Source organism: Nitrospira sp., assembly GCA_024998565.1.
Lineage (GTDB): Bacteria > Nitrospirota > Nitrospiria > Nitrospirales > Nitrospiraceae > Nitrospira_A.
In genome coordinates this window covers 176,135-190,907 of sequence record JACOEM010000009.1, presented here as the reverse complement: position 1 = coordinate 190,907, position 14,773 = coordinate 176,135, and the positions used below count along the sequence as shown (strand labels likewise).

Here is a 14,773-nt window from a genome sequence, read left to right as displayed (position 1 = left end):
GGGATTTCATTTAATGGAACAATACGAGGAATAACCTGGTGCATTTGGCTCAGGAATATGTCCCTTGGCTCGGCCGGCACAATGGCTACAGTCTTTAGCCTGTTAGCGTCGGCCGAGCATATATCGAGTTCCTCCGCTAAGCTATCACTTGTCACTCCCCAAAAGACGACTATGAGATCTGCTAGGCCCGCAAGCTGCTCGATTTGCCGTTTCCATTCTTTTTCTGGCATCGTTAGCGCGGGCCATTCTTGCGGAATAGCAATTCGCTGATCATCTCCCTCTCTGTAGACTGCAACAGTTTCCAAACCATCCTGCTTTAACATTATACGTACCTGCCGTTCTAATCCAATACGGACTTGAACGTCTCCATTACGGCCCATGAGAGAGAACAGTAGTTTGCGGGCCATATCAAACGGCCAACTACTTAAAAAGAGCGTGAAAGGATCGCCATTTTGGTGATAGCTCTCAATGATCCGAAGTGCTGCCTCATGCATGATGTTGGCCTTGGATTTCATCACTTCACCTGCCAAGAGTGCAAAAAGGTACGTTCAAGGAATGAACGGAATCACAAGACAGCTAGTCCTTCCCTACCCATAACTGCTGTTAGATGCTTATGCGGCTTGGGACGTGATGGGCTCTGAAAAACCCGAAGATGCAGAAAGTCTGGCGTTGGCGACTGCATGGTGACCACCCGCAGCAAACCAGAGCGGAATCGTCCGTCGTAAGATCGAACGCGCGTGAAGGCTAACTGAAGACAGCAATGTCGTCAAGCCGAAAAATTAAAATAACATTACACGTATTTATTCTTGATCCACTCGGCATCGAGCCGCCTGAGTGGCAGGCATGACGGCTCTGGCGTCTCCTCCGAAATTCACGTTGTGAAGCACTACCATTTGAGCTTCCGTAAACAGCTAAGTTTAGAACCGCTACAAGTCTTGCCTATTACGCAGCTACAACGTCAGCGTGGAAGCCTTCGAAAACATGGGTGTAAAAATAAACAAGGGCGCCGGCGGACACGGCAAGTTCAGAGGTTTATTGGCAACAGCAACATGGAGGAAGTTCAACAGATTAGTAGTGCTCTAGATATTCCAGAGAGTAGTAGCATTGCGGAAAATTATCGACTGCTGATCAAAGAATTGAGGACCCCAACAATTTTAAGGCTCTTGTACGGCATGTTTAAACGATATTGAGACAGAGCGTTGTTGAACAGGGCCCGAATAGGCATGCCATTGCCAAGGGCAATAACGGACCAATTGGAAACGGCACCTTCCGGGACAGGTAGGTCCTCACCTACGCGCCATTAACTTCTTCTCCGTGAATCGACGATTCTGAGAAGATGGCTTGCCAGCATAATCATTTCCACGGCTTCTTCTGCACCTATGGGCACGCGACGGTGACTGCTTGGATTCTTGTAAGAGCCTATGGCTCCCGCAAACATATCGGATAGGGCTTGCCGTTCTGCTTCCAACGCATCCGGATCTCGCAAAGGGCCAGTCAGCACGTGGAATGCTTTCCTCATCAGGGGCACTCCAAGATCGGCCGCAGTGAAATCTGCAGCTGTTCGGACAGCCACCTCCACTTCCTTGTAAGCCTGAAAAACAGCGGTCTCATATTCTCCTCGAATGAACAGAAGCCACACCGGTTCGGCTATCGATAAATGCAATAAGTCTCTCGCTAACAATCTACCTTTTCTGAACGTTTCAAAATCCTGCGTCGTCCTTATTTGAGAACCACGACGGGTAATAAAAAATGTCTCGTGCGGACTACCTTCACGTTGAGCAATTAAGCCACTGCTTTCAAGCCAATTCCAGGACTCATGTAGCGCATCCAGTATCTGCTCTCGAACTTCCCTTGGATAACCTTGCACCCTCTCGAAATGAATAACGGCTCCTCTCTGCAATACATTGTTTCTCGGATTCCCAGGATCTCCCACTTGATCCTTGAGAATTCGCAACAGAACACCTGCTAGCTCCTCTGGTTCTAGAGCGAGAAGTGTGTTCGAGTCTGGCAGTGCACTATGGATAGCCGAACAACTCATATTAGAAAGGGGCCATTAAATGAGGTAACAGGACTTCAACCGTCAAGATGAAACATGCCGCAGTGACTATCGCCGTGGACGAGTTCTGCTTCGGCCCCAGTCAGAAATGTCTTTTATAGATTCGGCTACTTGAACAGTTACACGGCCAACGAATTCTGGATCGTTCATCCACTCGTCCACCGACTTCTTGGCCATTTGTCGGTTATGAAAGTAGGTCGCATATGGCGGGATAATAGCGCCCATATGGTTCAGAGGCCCCACCATGTCGAGTACTGTTTTCAATCCTCCATCTTCATCCGCAGTTGCCACAAACGAGACGACTTTCCCCTCCAACTCAAAACGGTTGGACCCGGGCTTGTCATATTTCAGGTATCAGAGATGATCGATAAAGCATTTCATAAGAGTGCTCATCCCGAACCAATGAACTAGGGTAGCCAGGACTAAGCAATCGGCCTCGGCACGAATTTGGTCCAGCAAAGTACGAATTGTTTTTGGTGGTGTTTTTATGTGACTGAGACGGAATAATGTGTCTTCGTGATCAATTAGATGGATCCGTCGAGACCGCGCACCATACTCCCGACTACCATCTAAGACGCGTTTGAGAAGGCGCGAGCACAGACCTGTTTTTTGCGGGGAACCGTTTATTCCGCAAACAGTAATCGCGGGATTCTTGAAATTGGCTTCTTCTGCGGTTCTTCTTCTCAAGTTTCTTCGCCCTCATCCAAATGCTGTAAATGGCAGGGCTTGTGCCAGACTCGGCGAAAGAGCCATGAACTTCCGTCGATATCCTGCCATTGGGCCTCCACTTCGATTTCCCCGTCTCCATCCTTAATCTGCGCCCCACACAGAGCGCATTGCTGAGTCCACCCCTTGGCAGGCACCGCAAGAAAAAATCCTAGATCCTCAGACCACCTCAAACCGCGACAAATTGACTTACCAGCCCAGCCAGCGTCATGTTTTCCGCAATCACGTCGTGGGGAATGAGGATGTATTTCCATGGTTTTCCGCCGTTGCTGAGGGCGTGGGTCGTGGCACGGTTGCACCAGATAACAGCGGCATCTTTCTTGGCCACTACCTCGGACGAAGTCATTTCATTCTTGGCCTTGGGCTCAAGCATGTAGATGCAGTCAGCCGTTTCCGCCACGAAATCCGGTTGGTAATCACGGGCCGAGACGCCGAGCTTATAGGAAATCTGGAATTGCCCAGATACGGGCCGAAACCACTTCTGTGAGTCTCGGTCGAGAATAATGGCCAGGCGTCGTTCTGTGTCTGAATCGAATTTCTGGACGGAATAGAGGCATCGTTGGAACCCGGCAAAGACCACTTGTGCGATTCGTCCTCGATCCTCGACAGTCTGGCGAAAGTCCTGCACCGCCTCCCCATCCTTGGCGGTGTATGCACTCTGTTTTAACTCAGTGAACCCCTTGCTCACTACCACATCGTAGCCAGCGGCTTTCTCCCATTGATGTTCTTGCATTTGTGCGTGAACAAAGGCGGCGAGCTGCTTTTGATAGTAAATCAGGACGTTCCTAATCTCCTCTTCTGTCGTGAGATAGGAGCGCAGATGCTCTACGAGCTGACCCGCCAGGGCATACAGTAGGTCCGCATGTTCATCGTAGGAGATGTCGTCGAAATCGACGAGACCCCGGATCACATAATCTTCCAAACGTTGTTCCGGCTGCATCTGCCCGCCATAACTCATCGTCTCCTGTTCATGCGTCCGAAGATGCTGAATGAGCAAATCCCGCTCGACCGGTTGGTAATGGATGTTTGAACAATCGAGTGTAAAACGATCGAACCCCGTGGTTACTTCACCTTTCGGCACCACAAGAATGCGCGGAATATCGATGGTCTGCTGCACCACAAGCTGCGTCGTCTTTTGAACCACAGCGGCAATGTCTGGAGTGGTCGTCATGCCCGGTAACCCTTGCTGACTCGGCAGCGCTGCTCTCTTGACCTCCTCGACGATCTTGGCCTGAATCTCCGGCTTGAGCAGATACTGAGAAGAAGGAAGGTTCTCGTATTTCTGGATTTCTTTGTATGCCGCCTGCGCAATGCCGCGTTCGACTTCTCCGGAAAATATCGAAGTAGCCGCGGCAGATCCTCCGAGTGGCCCGGTGAGAAAGGCGCCGTGCAGCTGTTCCTCAACTCTTGATTTGGCAACGACCGTGCGGGTCTTCTGAAGATCAGTGGCCGGGTCCAGAATGACCTGAGTCAACCGAATCGCCGAATCGGGCTTATTCGCCTCATCGACGATTTCCTGGAAGCGGTCATGCGCAATGATATTCAGCCGGTCTACCGTACTCACGCCGGTTCGTCTTCCGTAAGGAAGTCGGAGGCCACGGCCGATGGACTGCTCAATGAGGGTACGCGCATTAGCGGCTCGCAGCGGCACGATCGTGTAGAGGTTCGTCACGTCCCACCCTTCCTTCAACATGTTGACGTGAATGACGATCTCGGTCGGCTCCTCCGGGTTTTCCACTGCGAGCAACCGCTGAACCATTTGATCCTCTTCGGCACCGGTCTTGCTGGAATCCACCTGAATAACTTTGTCTCTGTATCGTCCCTCGAAGAACTGAGTAGATTGGATGAGCTGCATCAATTGGCCGGCATGGGTCGTATCACGGGCGATGATCAGCATGAACGGCTTCACGGTGCGCTGCTCTGTCTGGCGAGCGTAGGTCTCCAATTCGACTTTGGTGTTCTCATGGACACGCACGCCGTCTTCAAGCTTGATCTTTTCAAGCTCGGCAGCGCCGAACTGGGCTGGATTAAAATTCTTCTGCGTCACCACGGCCGGTTCCTTCACAAAGCCATCCGCCATCGCCTTGGCCAATGGATAGTCGTAGATCACGTTCTTAAATGGGATAGGACCTCTTGCCGACTCCACGAACGGCGTGGCAGTCAGTTCAAGCCCAAGGACGGGCTTCAATTCATTGATCGCTCGCACACCGGCCGATGCTCGATAACGATGCGACTCGTCCATGATCAGAACCAGATCGTCGAGGCCGGCGAGGTATTCAAAATAGCTCTGGCCGATATATTCAGACAGGCGTTTGATCCGTGGGGCTTTCCCGCCTCGTACTTCCGAGTTGATCTTCGAGATATTGAAAATGTTGATGTGGACCTCTTGACCAAATCCCGGCAATGAAGTCACACGAGCAGCGACTCCGGACTCATAGTTGTCTCCCGTGATGATCGTTGGCGGTTCCGTTGCAAATTCTGCAATCCCCGTGAAGACATACTTTGCTGTATTGGGCGTAAAGTCCGCGATGAGTTTGTTATAGATGGTCAGGTTCGGAGCCAGCACGAAGAAGTGGTTGATACCATAGGCCAGATGCAGATAGCTGATAAAGGCGCCCATGAGCCGAGTTTTGCCGACGCCGGTCGCGAGCGCGAAGCAGAGGGACGGGAAATCTCGCTCAAAGTCAGTGACGGTGGGAAATTCGCTCTTGATCGCCATGAGTGCCGTACTCAGATCCGTGTTCTTCTTGGGCGGGACAATCTCTGTGACACGGTCCAGGATTTCCAAGGACTGCCTTTGAGGAGGCCTGAGGCTCAGGCGACCGGCTATGGCATTGACGTGGCGATTCATGGAGCCTTCTTTCCCGATGAACTGGCGGTCGTGCCGCTCAACTGCCGGACTTCCCGGCGCAGCTCTGCCTTCAACTCCGCCTCCGTGGGCAGATGCAGCTTGTACCGGCTCGCAAAGATCTTCTGCTCCTGTTCCGGCCCCAGGGTATAGCGGACGACGGCGTCGTTCTTGTCCGCGCAGAGAATCAATCCCAGTGTCGGGCTGTCGCCCGCTGTACGTCGTTCGTGGTCAAAGTAGTTCACGTACAGTTGCAGTTGACCAAGGTCCTGATGCATCAGCTTGCCGGTCTTCAAGTCGATGAGCACATAACACTTAAGGACCGTGTGGTAGAAGACCAGGTCGATGTAAAAATGGTCGCCGTCCAACGTCAACCGCTCCTGGCGGGCGACAAAGGCGAACCCTTTGCCTAGTTCCAGCAGAAAGGCCTGAAGGTTATTGATGAGCCCTTCTTCCAACTGGGATTCGACCAGGCGCGGAGATTCCGGCAGACCGAGGAATTCCATAACGACCGGGTCCTTAAAGATGTCGGTAGGATGCTGAACGACGTGGCCTTTTGTTGCCAACTTCATCAGCCCCTTCTTGTCCTTGCTCAGGGCCAATCGTTCGTACAGCAAACTCGTGAATTGTCGCTCCAGTTCGCGAGCCGACCAGGCATGCTTGATGGCCTCGATCTCGTAGAAGGCGCGGGCGTCCGTCTTGTCCACGCGAAGCAGCGTTCGGTAGTGTGTCCACGACAGATTGGAGTGAAGCCGGCCGGGCTGCCATGATTCCGCACGCAGCGCGTTCGAAATCTGTCGATCATCGGCTGGCGAGAGAAGCGATAAAATCGAACGCACCGCGTTCGAATTCCGGCCTCCTAACAACAACGGGTATTCCAGATAAAACGCCCGGCAGTATTCGAGATTCCGCACCGACCAGCCCTTGCCCACATCCGTGGACAGACGCCGGGACAAGTCTTTAAGCAGCGCCTCACCATAACGCGCCCGTTTCTTTCCCTTCTGCTCTTCCTCCACGATCTCGCGCCCAATGAGCCAATTGGCGCAGACCTGCGCTGTATTGACCGACCGAGCCACCCCGGCCAGAGTAGAATCTAGGATCTCTCGAATCCGGTGATAAAGAGTGTGGCGGGTGGGTTGCGTCATTCTGGCCTACGAATCGCTCTGATCCAAAACGAGCGTTTGCTGCCCCGGCGGCGGGGGCGCCTGGGGTAAATTCTCGATCTTGAGACTGTAATCATCATGGGCCCACTCGCAGCGGGAGAGGACCGTTTTTGGAATCTTCTTGAGCGTCAGGTTGGAATACCGATCGGCTTTTCCACGGAACGCGGAGCAAAGCACCAACAACGAGCGGCCTTCGCCGACTTCATCACTCAGCGCTTGCAACTGGTCATGGCTCAAGTTCTGCGTGGTGACATAGATGAAGTCCCGCTCTGATGAATGGCCCTGCTGCCAATAGACCGTGTCACTCGGCGCGTAGGTAAACCCTTCCAGCTTGCAGACCGCCTGAGCCAACATCGCAGGGTTGTAGGCCTTATTGATGACCCAGTTGCCCCACTTGTCTTTCTCTAACAGTGAGGGGGCAAGGTGGTAGTAGCGGAAGCCACCTCCGTGTTTATCGAGATCCGCATTGGCATGACCGTCTATGACTGCCTTCAGCCTAGGTATGATCACCTGTTCAACAGTGTCTTGATTCAGCTCAACAAGGATAAACCTCCTGCGACCACCTTTTTCCTTGTTTAATTTAAAAACTGCGTGTCCAGTAGTCCCACTACCCGCGAACGAATCCAACACCCAATCATCAGCACCAGTGAATGCTTCAATCAGATAGGCGATCAAATCAACTGGTTTGGGATAAGTGAAGGTAATGCCAAGTTTCTCGAGCATTAGGCGCATCTGATTTGTAGTCCCAAAACCTCGCAACACCGATAAGAAGTGCCCTTTTCGCTGTTCACGTCTCTTAACAGCCTCGATCGCACCGCTGCTTGTGAGTTCAAATCTTGTTTCCTGCCCCTTCGAATCGAGCACTGGCTTGAATTGGTTCCCGATAAACGATTCGAGCAGTTCTCGCGAACTCCAGCCGGTTTCTGCTTCAACGTCATTTCGTATCTGATGATTCTTAACGACAATATCTCGGGAATACTTTGGAAATCTGACCGAGGATGCAGCAACAATACCTTCAGAAAAGGCCACTGGAAATCCAGTCGGTAGGACCACTTTCCGAGGGGGATTCTTTGGGCCATTTTTAATAATCGTGTTTCTTATCTCTTCTCTATAGAGTTTGCTGTGCTGACCGATGGAAGGATCAATGACCCCTGGTTCGTCAACTTCTCCGGTCTTAGAGTAAACAAGGATGTACTCATGATAATTGATAATTCTGGCTTGGTTATCCGTATTGCCTTCATAGTTCCATACGAGCGATGCTACAAAACATGATCGGCCACAGATTTCGTCGCACAATACCTTGAGATAATGTCCTTCATCGTCATTAATGCTCACGAGAAGGGTGCCGTTGGCAGAGCTTAACAGCCGCCACAGAAGTTCGACCCTCTCCCTCATCATGCTTAGCCACAAGGAATGCTCAAGCCCGTCATCGAAATGCTCAAAGGCACTTCCCGTGTTATATGGAGGATCGATGTATATGCATTTGATCTTGCCGGTAAATTCCTGTTCGAGCGCCTTGAGGGCCAGCAGGTTGTCCCCAAAGATGAGGCGGTTGTCGAAGATGTCGTGGTCAGTGACTCGATGCGAAGCATGATAGGACTTCTCACAGTCCTCCAGCAGGATACGCGGCTCCAGCTTCGACCTGTTCTCCTTCCCAATCCATGTGAGTTCGAGTTTTGCATTACCCTTCATCGTCTACAGTTCCTAGATCCGCTCCTGGGTAGATTAGAGGGTACAGTTCAAGGTCCCCACACGCACATTGCCAATAACTTCCTGAAGGTCTTCGCGTTGCGTGCCTTTGACAGTTCTGGCAAATTAGATTGTCCGCGATGGCAAGCACCTCCATGCAGAACGCTCTAACATCTGCGTCACTGACCTCGCTCCCGAGGGTTGCGAAGTGGCAGCCTACTGTGTTTCTAACCCAAATTCTTGCCGATGCATTTTCAATTAGTGGCCCCAGCGCTATATCTAGCTTTGCGGCTCCCTTGGAGGGCGGCATTCGTGAGCGAAGTTCCTTTCCCAATTTTGAGTCAATTCCTTGGGCCAACTCGCCCAGAGTGTACTCATTGCGAGTATTCCTTGGCACACGGCATCTGTATTTCACAGTGAGAAAGTCGAGCAAAGATTCTAAGATGATTCCCGCCTTCGATGCAGCGGTCTGACGATCGTATGGCCCCTTATTCAAGATATCCCGCAACTCTAAAATAGCGCTTTTGAATTCACCAACATTAAGACCTCGCACCAAAGTCCAAGGACCTAGTTCAATCAACTGAGTATTTGCGGTTGGCCCTCTCGCCCACCGATAAACGTCTCGCCAAGGTCGATAGTGGGTAGTTATAAAGAACTGGTTGTAGAGGGAAGCCTCCTCGTGGAGGATGTTCATAAATCTAGAGAGATGGGGACTATCGATCGAGGTTAACACGTCGTCAAGAATGATTATCGTTTTGTCCGTCTTAAAGAATTTAGCGAGAGCTAAAAACACACATATGCCTAACGTATCAAGGTGCGATTCACTGTAGTAAGCCTGAGGCGGAAGATCTGGCGCGTCATAGAACTGCGCATCAAACTCTAAAGAGCCTATGGTATTGGGTTTGAGATAGAAGCTGACTTTTCCTATGTCCTCTCCGGGATGGAGTGTCGCATAAAGACGTTCTACTTCTCCGGATATGCTCTTTAGAATTTCTTCGACGTAGTCTTTTCGTTCTCTCGATACGACGTCAAGAACGGCCTTCAACGTCTTCAGAAGTCCCTCTAAGGAAGCAGCCTGAGCTTGCTTCCCTTTCATTGTTTCGAAATAAGTCTTAATAGCATTGTGCTGACTAATAGATTTTTGATCTGCATCCTTCCGAGCCTGAAGATGATTTCTACACGGCAGGGCAATCTGCCACAATTGCCGAGCTTGTTTCTCTGTCGAGTCGGAAGGACCAGCGCCAGATAGAAGCTCAGCGTAGTCCTCCCACTTCATTTTCAACCTTGCTACTTCCCCTAACGTGCAGCCCTTCAGGCTCAAGCCGATAGCCTTTAGTTTTGCACAAGTCTCGTTCTGACCCTGTCCTACAAGGGATGTTTTAACTTGAAGCGCCGCCTTTGCGGTTGAGACTTTCTCAACAAGAACTTTAATCTCTTGCATCTCCCTTATTCGATCTTTCAACCGACGGGCAAGATCAACAGGCGTAATTTGCTGTTCGCATACGGGACATTGGGTTAAGTCTTGCCTACCCTCTATGTAAGCTCTTGCCCCTTCGAGCAATGTAACTAATTCAGCATTTTGTTGTGCCTGTTCAGATTCGGTCTTCTTCAGTTTGTCTTCAGCCTCTTTAAGCGATTGTTCTGCCTCCTTGTGTGCCTTACGGGCAGAGTCGAGCGAATTGAGGCCAGTTTCTCCAAGCCGAAACGCTGACTCTAAAGTTTCAACCTCCTTGACCTGTTCCTGCAGCCTCGTCATGTCACTGGATAACTCTTTCTCCGCCCACGCTATGGGATCTGTGCTTGGTTTACCTTCTTTAGCCCAAAGAGTCTCTAAACCATCTTTGGCCTGAGAGTATGCTCGGACACTTTCGTCGAATGACTTTTGTGCTAATTTATAAGCTTCGCGTAACCCTTCTTCCGATTTCTCGATATTAGGTATGGCGATGAATGTCTTCAGTTCTTCGAAGCGATCCTTCGGTCGCGCATCAATCAGTTTTAGTATTGCCTTACGCCGAAGAATCCGAGCGTCCGGATAGCCAGTGCTTGGCGTTACTAAAGGGCCTTCCTTCCCAAGAACAGCAACCCATGATAAAGAATCAGAAGTCAGCGTTACTGTGACCGCAGAGGCAGGCATTTTGAATGAAGCCACGTATTTCTTTGGCGACTCACCAAAATGGTAGTTTTCAAGCGAACCGTAAGTACCATTGCAAAGGAAGTCGAAAGCATCGGCAATGGTCGACTTGCCTGTGCCATTTTCCCCAAAAACCAGGGCAACAGCCTTACTTGTATCGAATCTTATTTCGACCGGAACCGTGGCCCCTCTAAAGCCGGCCATTGAAATTTTAGTGATCTTCATCGGTTGCCTTTGCTTCTTCCCTGCAATCTAACTCAATCGCAAGTTTCCAGTCCTCTGCCGACAGCCTTCCAGCAATCAGTTGTGGTTTAAGCTTCTCCAGTGCAGAGTCTGACAAGAGCTTCTGCTTGCGAAGTTCTTCAATGATTCGATCTGCTACTTGTTCATCTGGCTTGCTCATTTGCCGCGATCCCAATCAAACACGACTACTCTCCTTGTCCCGCCTTTTGAGCATTCAAATGGTCATCGATTGTTTGCTGTGCTTTCCAAAGAACTTCTTCTCGCTCCGCAACGCAGCATCGCGCTTTGCAACGTCGGCGTCTTTTTGAGTTGGTTGCTTCTGGTATTCACGGCGCGTGGATTCGGTCAGCGGCGAAGCGAGAGACTCAGTCAGCTTGATTTCGGTCCTACAGGAGGGACAGATGATAGCTGGTTCGCTCATAGCCGTCCTTACCGTACCTGCCAATGGATCGTAAAGAGCTGCTGGGAGCTTACCTTTTGTTGCAGCTTCCCCTCAATCTCGTTGATCAGTTGTTCACGCCGTCGATCAATCTCGTCCTGTGCATCGAATAGGGCCCGGCGGCGCTTGCCCCGTTCGGTTTCGATTGCCTTGATCTGTTTTTGGCCGGCTAGCTTCTCTTCCAACGTGAGGGCTGCTACGGCTGCCTTCCTCGCCTCCTTGATCTGCCGGTCGAACTCCTTAATCTCTCGCTCTAATCCCACTTTCAGATCGTCGGCCCAAGAATCCAGCTTGTCTACCTCGATCTCGAAAAAATCCGCATTGCGCTTTGATATCTGGCGGCGAATGGCTTCCTGGCGTGCTTCTTTCTGTGTGCGAAACGTCGCATCGTCAATCGCTGATGGATCAGGTTGTGTGACTGTTCCAGGCAGTGAGAACAGACGCTGCACGACTTCCTCATCCAAGACCTCACCAGAATCCGCCACCCCAGTACAGATAAGATAATCCTCCGCCTGGTCCAATGCCTCGACCGTGAAGAGTGAGACATTTAAGAATCCGGACTTGCCAATGAACGGTTCAACGACCGTGACTTTGCCGTCATGCTTGCCATACTCAAACGTCAACCCAGCTGATTGCAGCGCCCGATCCTTTGCATGTGCCAATAGCTTCTCGGCCAGCGGATGGGCGAGTCGGTACAGATGCGCTTCGCCGCTGCGACGAGGGAGTTCGTACAGCCCCAGCGGGATGTTTCCTTCAAAGGGGCAGGATTTTAGCCTGAAGGACGAATCCGTGAGAAAGTCTGCATGGTCGCGCAGCTCAAAGCGTGTCAGCTGCATGAGGATACGCTCGTATCGATTCAGATAGAGCCGTGAGCTCTCGTCGCTCACGCGCAGCTTCTCGCGGACTTCATCATCGAAGTGTTCAAGCAGGAGCTGGCGGGCGCGAGTCATAGCTTCGTCGATCTGGCTGCCGAGCTCACTCTGCAGCTGGTCGAACGAGGCTTTGATCTCCTGCGTGGTACGGCACCGCTGGTAGATAGCGGCAATGCGCTTCTCGAAATCCACCCCGGATTCGATGGCGCCTAGCACTTCGTCGCTGGCTCCAAAGACACCTTCGAATAATTGGAATTTCTCAGAGAGGAGACGAAAGACGTGCTGGTCTGCTTCGTTGTTCTGATTCAGGAAGTTCACCACAACCACATCATGTTTCTGGCCATAGCGATGGCATCTACCGATACGCTGCTCGATCCGTTGAGGGTTCCAGGGGAGGTCGTAGTTGACCACGAGGGAGCAAAATTGAAGATTGATGCCTTCGGCTCCCGCTTCCGTTGCGATCATGATCTGGCCCTGCTCTTTGAAGTAGTCCACAATGGCGGAACGCATGTCGGCAGACCGAGACCCGGTCACCCGATCGGTATCCTGATGGCGCTGGAGCCAATCTTGGTAGATCTGCTTCGACTTCTCATCGTTGTTGGAGCCGTTAAACAGAACGATGTAGTCTTTCCACGGACTGTCGGCAAGCACTCGGAGGAGATACTCTTGCGTCCGCCTGGATTCTGTAAAGATGATGGCCTTCTGTGCCGCTCCAAGTTCTGAGGCTTTACCAAAAGCCGTCCGTAACGCTGTCAGAAGGGCCTGCCCCTTGGCGTTGTGGGTAATAGAAACGGCGAGCTTACTGAATCCTTCAAGATCCTCGATCTCTTGCTGAATAGCCTTACGATCTGCTTCGGTGAGAGGTTCAGGGTGCTCCCCGTCCTCCTCCCATTCTTCGGCAATCTCGTCGAGGGCTTCGAAGTCATCCTCCAACGCTTGCTCTAGTGGGTTCGGTCCCTCAGCCTGTCGAAGTCGGTCCCGCAAACGCTGGCTCATCGAGTTCAAAGCCCCGGCGATGGCGAAGGAAGATGAAGCCAAGAGCTTACGGAGGACGAGGGTCATCAGGGACCGTTGACTGGCCGGCAAGGCTTGAAGATTGTCACGCCGGAGATAGTCGGACACCAGATGGTAGAGCCGATCTTCGCTCTCTGACGGCGTGAATGGCTGCACCATCGGCAGACGCTTGGTATAGCGTACATACGGCAACACCTGCCTACGAAGCGTGCGTTTGCACATCGGCTCCAGACGTGCCTTCAGGGTATCAAAGGTCGATTGGTTGTGGAGATTCGCAAACTGTTCCTTGAAACTCTTGAGATCACCGAAAATGCGGTCGTCCACTACACTGACGAGGCCATACAATTCGAGCAACGAATTCTGGAGAGGTGTAGCCGTAAGGAGAAGCTTCGGTGCATCTTTGAGGGCCTGTTTCAGAGTATTGGCAATGACATTGGTCGGCTTGTACACGTTCCGAAGTCGGTGGGCCTCGTCGATCACCACGAGGTCCCAGCGCATGAGACTGATCTCTGCCGCTTTTGACCTTGCGAACTGGTAGGAGCAAATGACGAGGTCGCTGCATTCGAATGGACGGACGTTTCCTTGGCGGACAGAAGCATTGTAGGACTTGGTCTCTAGAATGCGACAGGGCAGAAAAAACTTCTCTTGGAGTTCCTGGTGCCATTGCTTGCGAAGATTGGACGGCGTAATGACAAGGACCCGCCGCTTTCGCTCAGCCCAGTTCTGAGAGAGCACGAGACCGGCTTCAATGGTCTTCCCGAGTCCCACTTCGTCGGCAAGGAGCGCACCTTTTGAGAGGGGCGACCGGAAGGCAAAGAGGGCCGCTTCGATTTGATGAGGATTCAGATCTACCTGGGCATCCACTAACGCGCTTGCGAGCTTCTCGATACTGTCCGACGGACAGCGTTTGGTGAGTTCGTGGGCGAAGTACTTGGCATGATAGGGAGTGAGCATTTCAGGCGGAAGGATACCCGCTTTCATCAACGAAATCACCCATCTGTGATAGATACGGTCAGAAAAATATTTCTACGAAACCCCCCTTCATTTTCTTTGCAATATCGGTTTCCCACTGCCCTCAGGCCTCCAAGCCAATTTTTTGCTTCTACTTACGGTTTTTTGCCTTTTTTCAGGCCCCCTATATTCTCTTAGGCCTTAATACGAATCATTTTGCGACGTTAGGGATGCGATCCCGCTCGCATTCGGTTTGCAGTAGGACAACCGGCCAGCTCTCGGGGTCGGGAGAGATGGCAGGCAGGAAATCTGTCCTCAAAATAGGGCCGTTTGATCCTAGTGCCTATTTTTTGGCCCTATCCATGTTTTCAGACGAAAACGCATCGCCGAATCGCTCATCTACGTATTTCATGTCGATTGTTTCATCCGCATGTTTCCGTGCTCAAATCTCTACGCGGAGAAGTCCGAACATCAGAATTCATAATGCTGGAGCGGCTCACGTGAGTATCAAGCTGCGAGCTGTCGGGCAACTGATGACTAGATCAGGGCCTGATACGTCATGAGCTCCTTCGATTTTCAGTACGTGCTCGCCTGGAACTCCTGTCCCTTACTGTCCCCTATTGTCCCCCAGTGTCCCCGAA

At 51.6% G+C, this 14,773-nt stretch carries 10 protein-coding genes (1 of these 10 only partly in view); all 10 read right to left on the bottom strand.

Annotation, left to right across the window (positions count from 1 at the left end):
* A protein-coding gene (locus H8K11_15420; protein ID MCS6265143.1) for a hypothetical protein crosses the window boundary here: on the bottom strand, nucleotides 1-515 show its 5' portion. It extends 49 nt beyond the left edge of the window; 515 of the gene's 564 nt are visible here — the first part of the coding sequence; the start codon lies at nucleotides 513-515; the stop codon falls past the left edge of the window.
* 785 nt (nucleotides 516-1,300) lie between these two features.
* Nucleotides 1,301-1,954 carry a TIGR02391 family protein gene (locus H8K11_15415; protein ID MCS6265142.1) on the bottom strand — a complete coding sequence of 218 codons (654 nt, stop codon included), beginning with the start codon at nucleotides 1,952-1,954 and terminating at the stop codon, nucleotides 1,301-1,303.
* A 456-nt stretch (nucleotides 1,955-2,410) separates the two neighbouring features.
* Nucleotides 2,411-2,743, bottom strand: coding sequence for a flavodoxin family protein (locus tag H8K11_15410; GenBank protein MCS6265141.1), 333 nt, complete (start codon nucleotides 2,741-2,743; stop codon nucleotides 2,411-2,413).
* 208 nt (nucleotides 2,744-2,951) lie between these two features.
* Nucleotides 2,952-5,633 (bottom strand): DEAD/DEAH box helicase family protein, encoded by a 2,682-nt coding sequence (locus tag H8K11_15405; GenBank protein MCS6265140.1) that lies wholly within the window; start codon nucleotides 5,631-5,633, stop codon nucleotides 2,952-2,954.
* The gene (locus H8K11_15400; protein ID MCS6265139.1) at nucleotides 5,630-6,775 is read right to left on the bottom strand and encodes a DUF1016 domain-containing protein; all 1,146 of its coding nucleotides are present in this window, start codon (nucleotides 6,773-6,775) and stop codon (nucleotides 5,630-5,632) included. The genes H8K11_15405 and H8K11_15400 overlap by 4 nt, the downstream gene beginning before the upstream one ends.
* Before the next feature lie 6 nt (nucleotides 6,776-6,781).
* The gene (locus H8K11_15395; protein MCS6265138.1) at nucleotides 6,782-8,485 is read right to left on the bottom strand and encodes a site-specific DNA-methyltransferase; all 1,704 of its coding nucleotides are present in this window, start codon (nucleotides 8,483-8,485) and stop codon (nucleotides 6,782-6,784) included.
* The gene (locus H8K11_15390) at nucleotides 8,475-10,838 is read right to left on the bottom strand and encodes an AAA family ATPase (GenBank protein MCS6265137.1); all 2,364 of its coding nucleotides are present in this window, start codon (nucleotides 10,836-10,838) and stop codon (nucleotides 8,475-8,477) included. The genes H8K11_15395 and H8K11_15390 overlap by 11 nt, the downstream gene beginning before the upstream one ends.
* A complete protein-coding gene (locus H8K11_15385; protein ID MCS6265136.1) occupies nucleotides 10,825-11,016 on the bottom strand; it encodes a hypothetical protein in 192 nt (63 codons plus the stop codon). The genes H8K11_15390 and H8K11_15385 overlap by 14 nt, the downstream gene beginning before the upstream one ends.
* 54 nt (nucleotides 11,017-11,070) lie before the next feature.
* A complete protein-coding gene (locus H8K11_15380; GenBank protein MCS6265135.1) occupies nucleotides 11,071-11,277 on the bottom strand; it encodes a hypothetical protein in 207 nt (68 codons plus the stop codon).
* Nucleotides 11,278-11,285: 8 nt separating this feature from the next.
* Entirely contained in the window at nucleotides 11,286-14,135 is a 2,850-nt protein-coding gene (locus H8K11_15375; GenBank protein ID MCS6265134.1) for a DEAD/DEAH box helicase, read from the bottom strand.
* Nucleotides 14,136-14,773: the final 638 nt, after the last annotated feature.

Excerpts from the sequence above, each read along its gene's own strand:
- H8K11_15380 (MCS6265135.1), bottom strand. The coding sequence starts at position 11,277 with ATGAGCGAACCAGCTATCATCTGTCCCTCCTGTAGGACCGAAATCAAG.
- H8K11_15385 (MCS6265136.1), bottom strand. The coding sequence starts at position 11,016 with ATGAGCAAGCCAGATGAACAAGTAGCAGATCGAATCATTGAAGAACTT.
- H8K11_15405 (MCS6265140.1), bottom strand. The coding sequence starts at position 5,633 with ATGAATCGCCACGTCAATGCCATAGCCGGTCGCCTGAGCCTCAGGCCT.
- H8K11_15390 (MCS6265137.1), bottom strand. The coding sequence starts at position 10,838 with ATGAAGATCACTAAAATTTCAATGGCCGGCTTTAGAGGGGCCACGGTT.
- H8K11_15400 (MCS6265139.1), bottom strand. The coding sequence starts at position 6,775 with ATGACGCAACCCACCCGCCACACTCTTTATCACCGGATTCGAGAGATC.
- H8K11_15375 (MCS6265134.1), bottom strand. The coding sequence starts at position 14,135 with ATGCTCACTCCCTATCATGCCAAGTACTTCGCCCACGAACTCACCAAA.
- H8K11_15395 (MCS6265138.1), bottom strand. The coding sequence starts at position 8,485 with ATGAAGGGTAATGCAAAACTCGAACTCACATGGATTGGGAAGGAGAAC.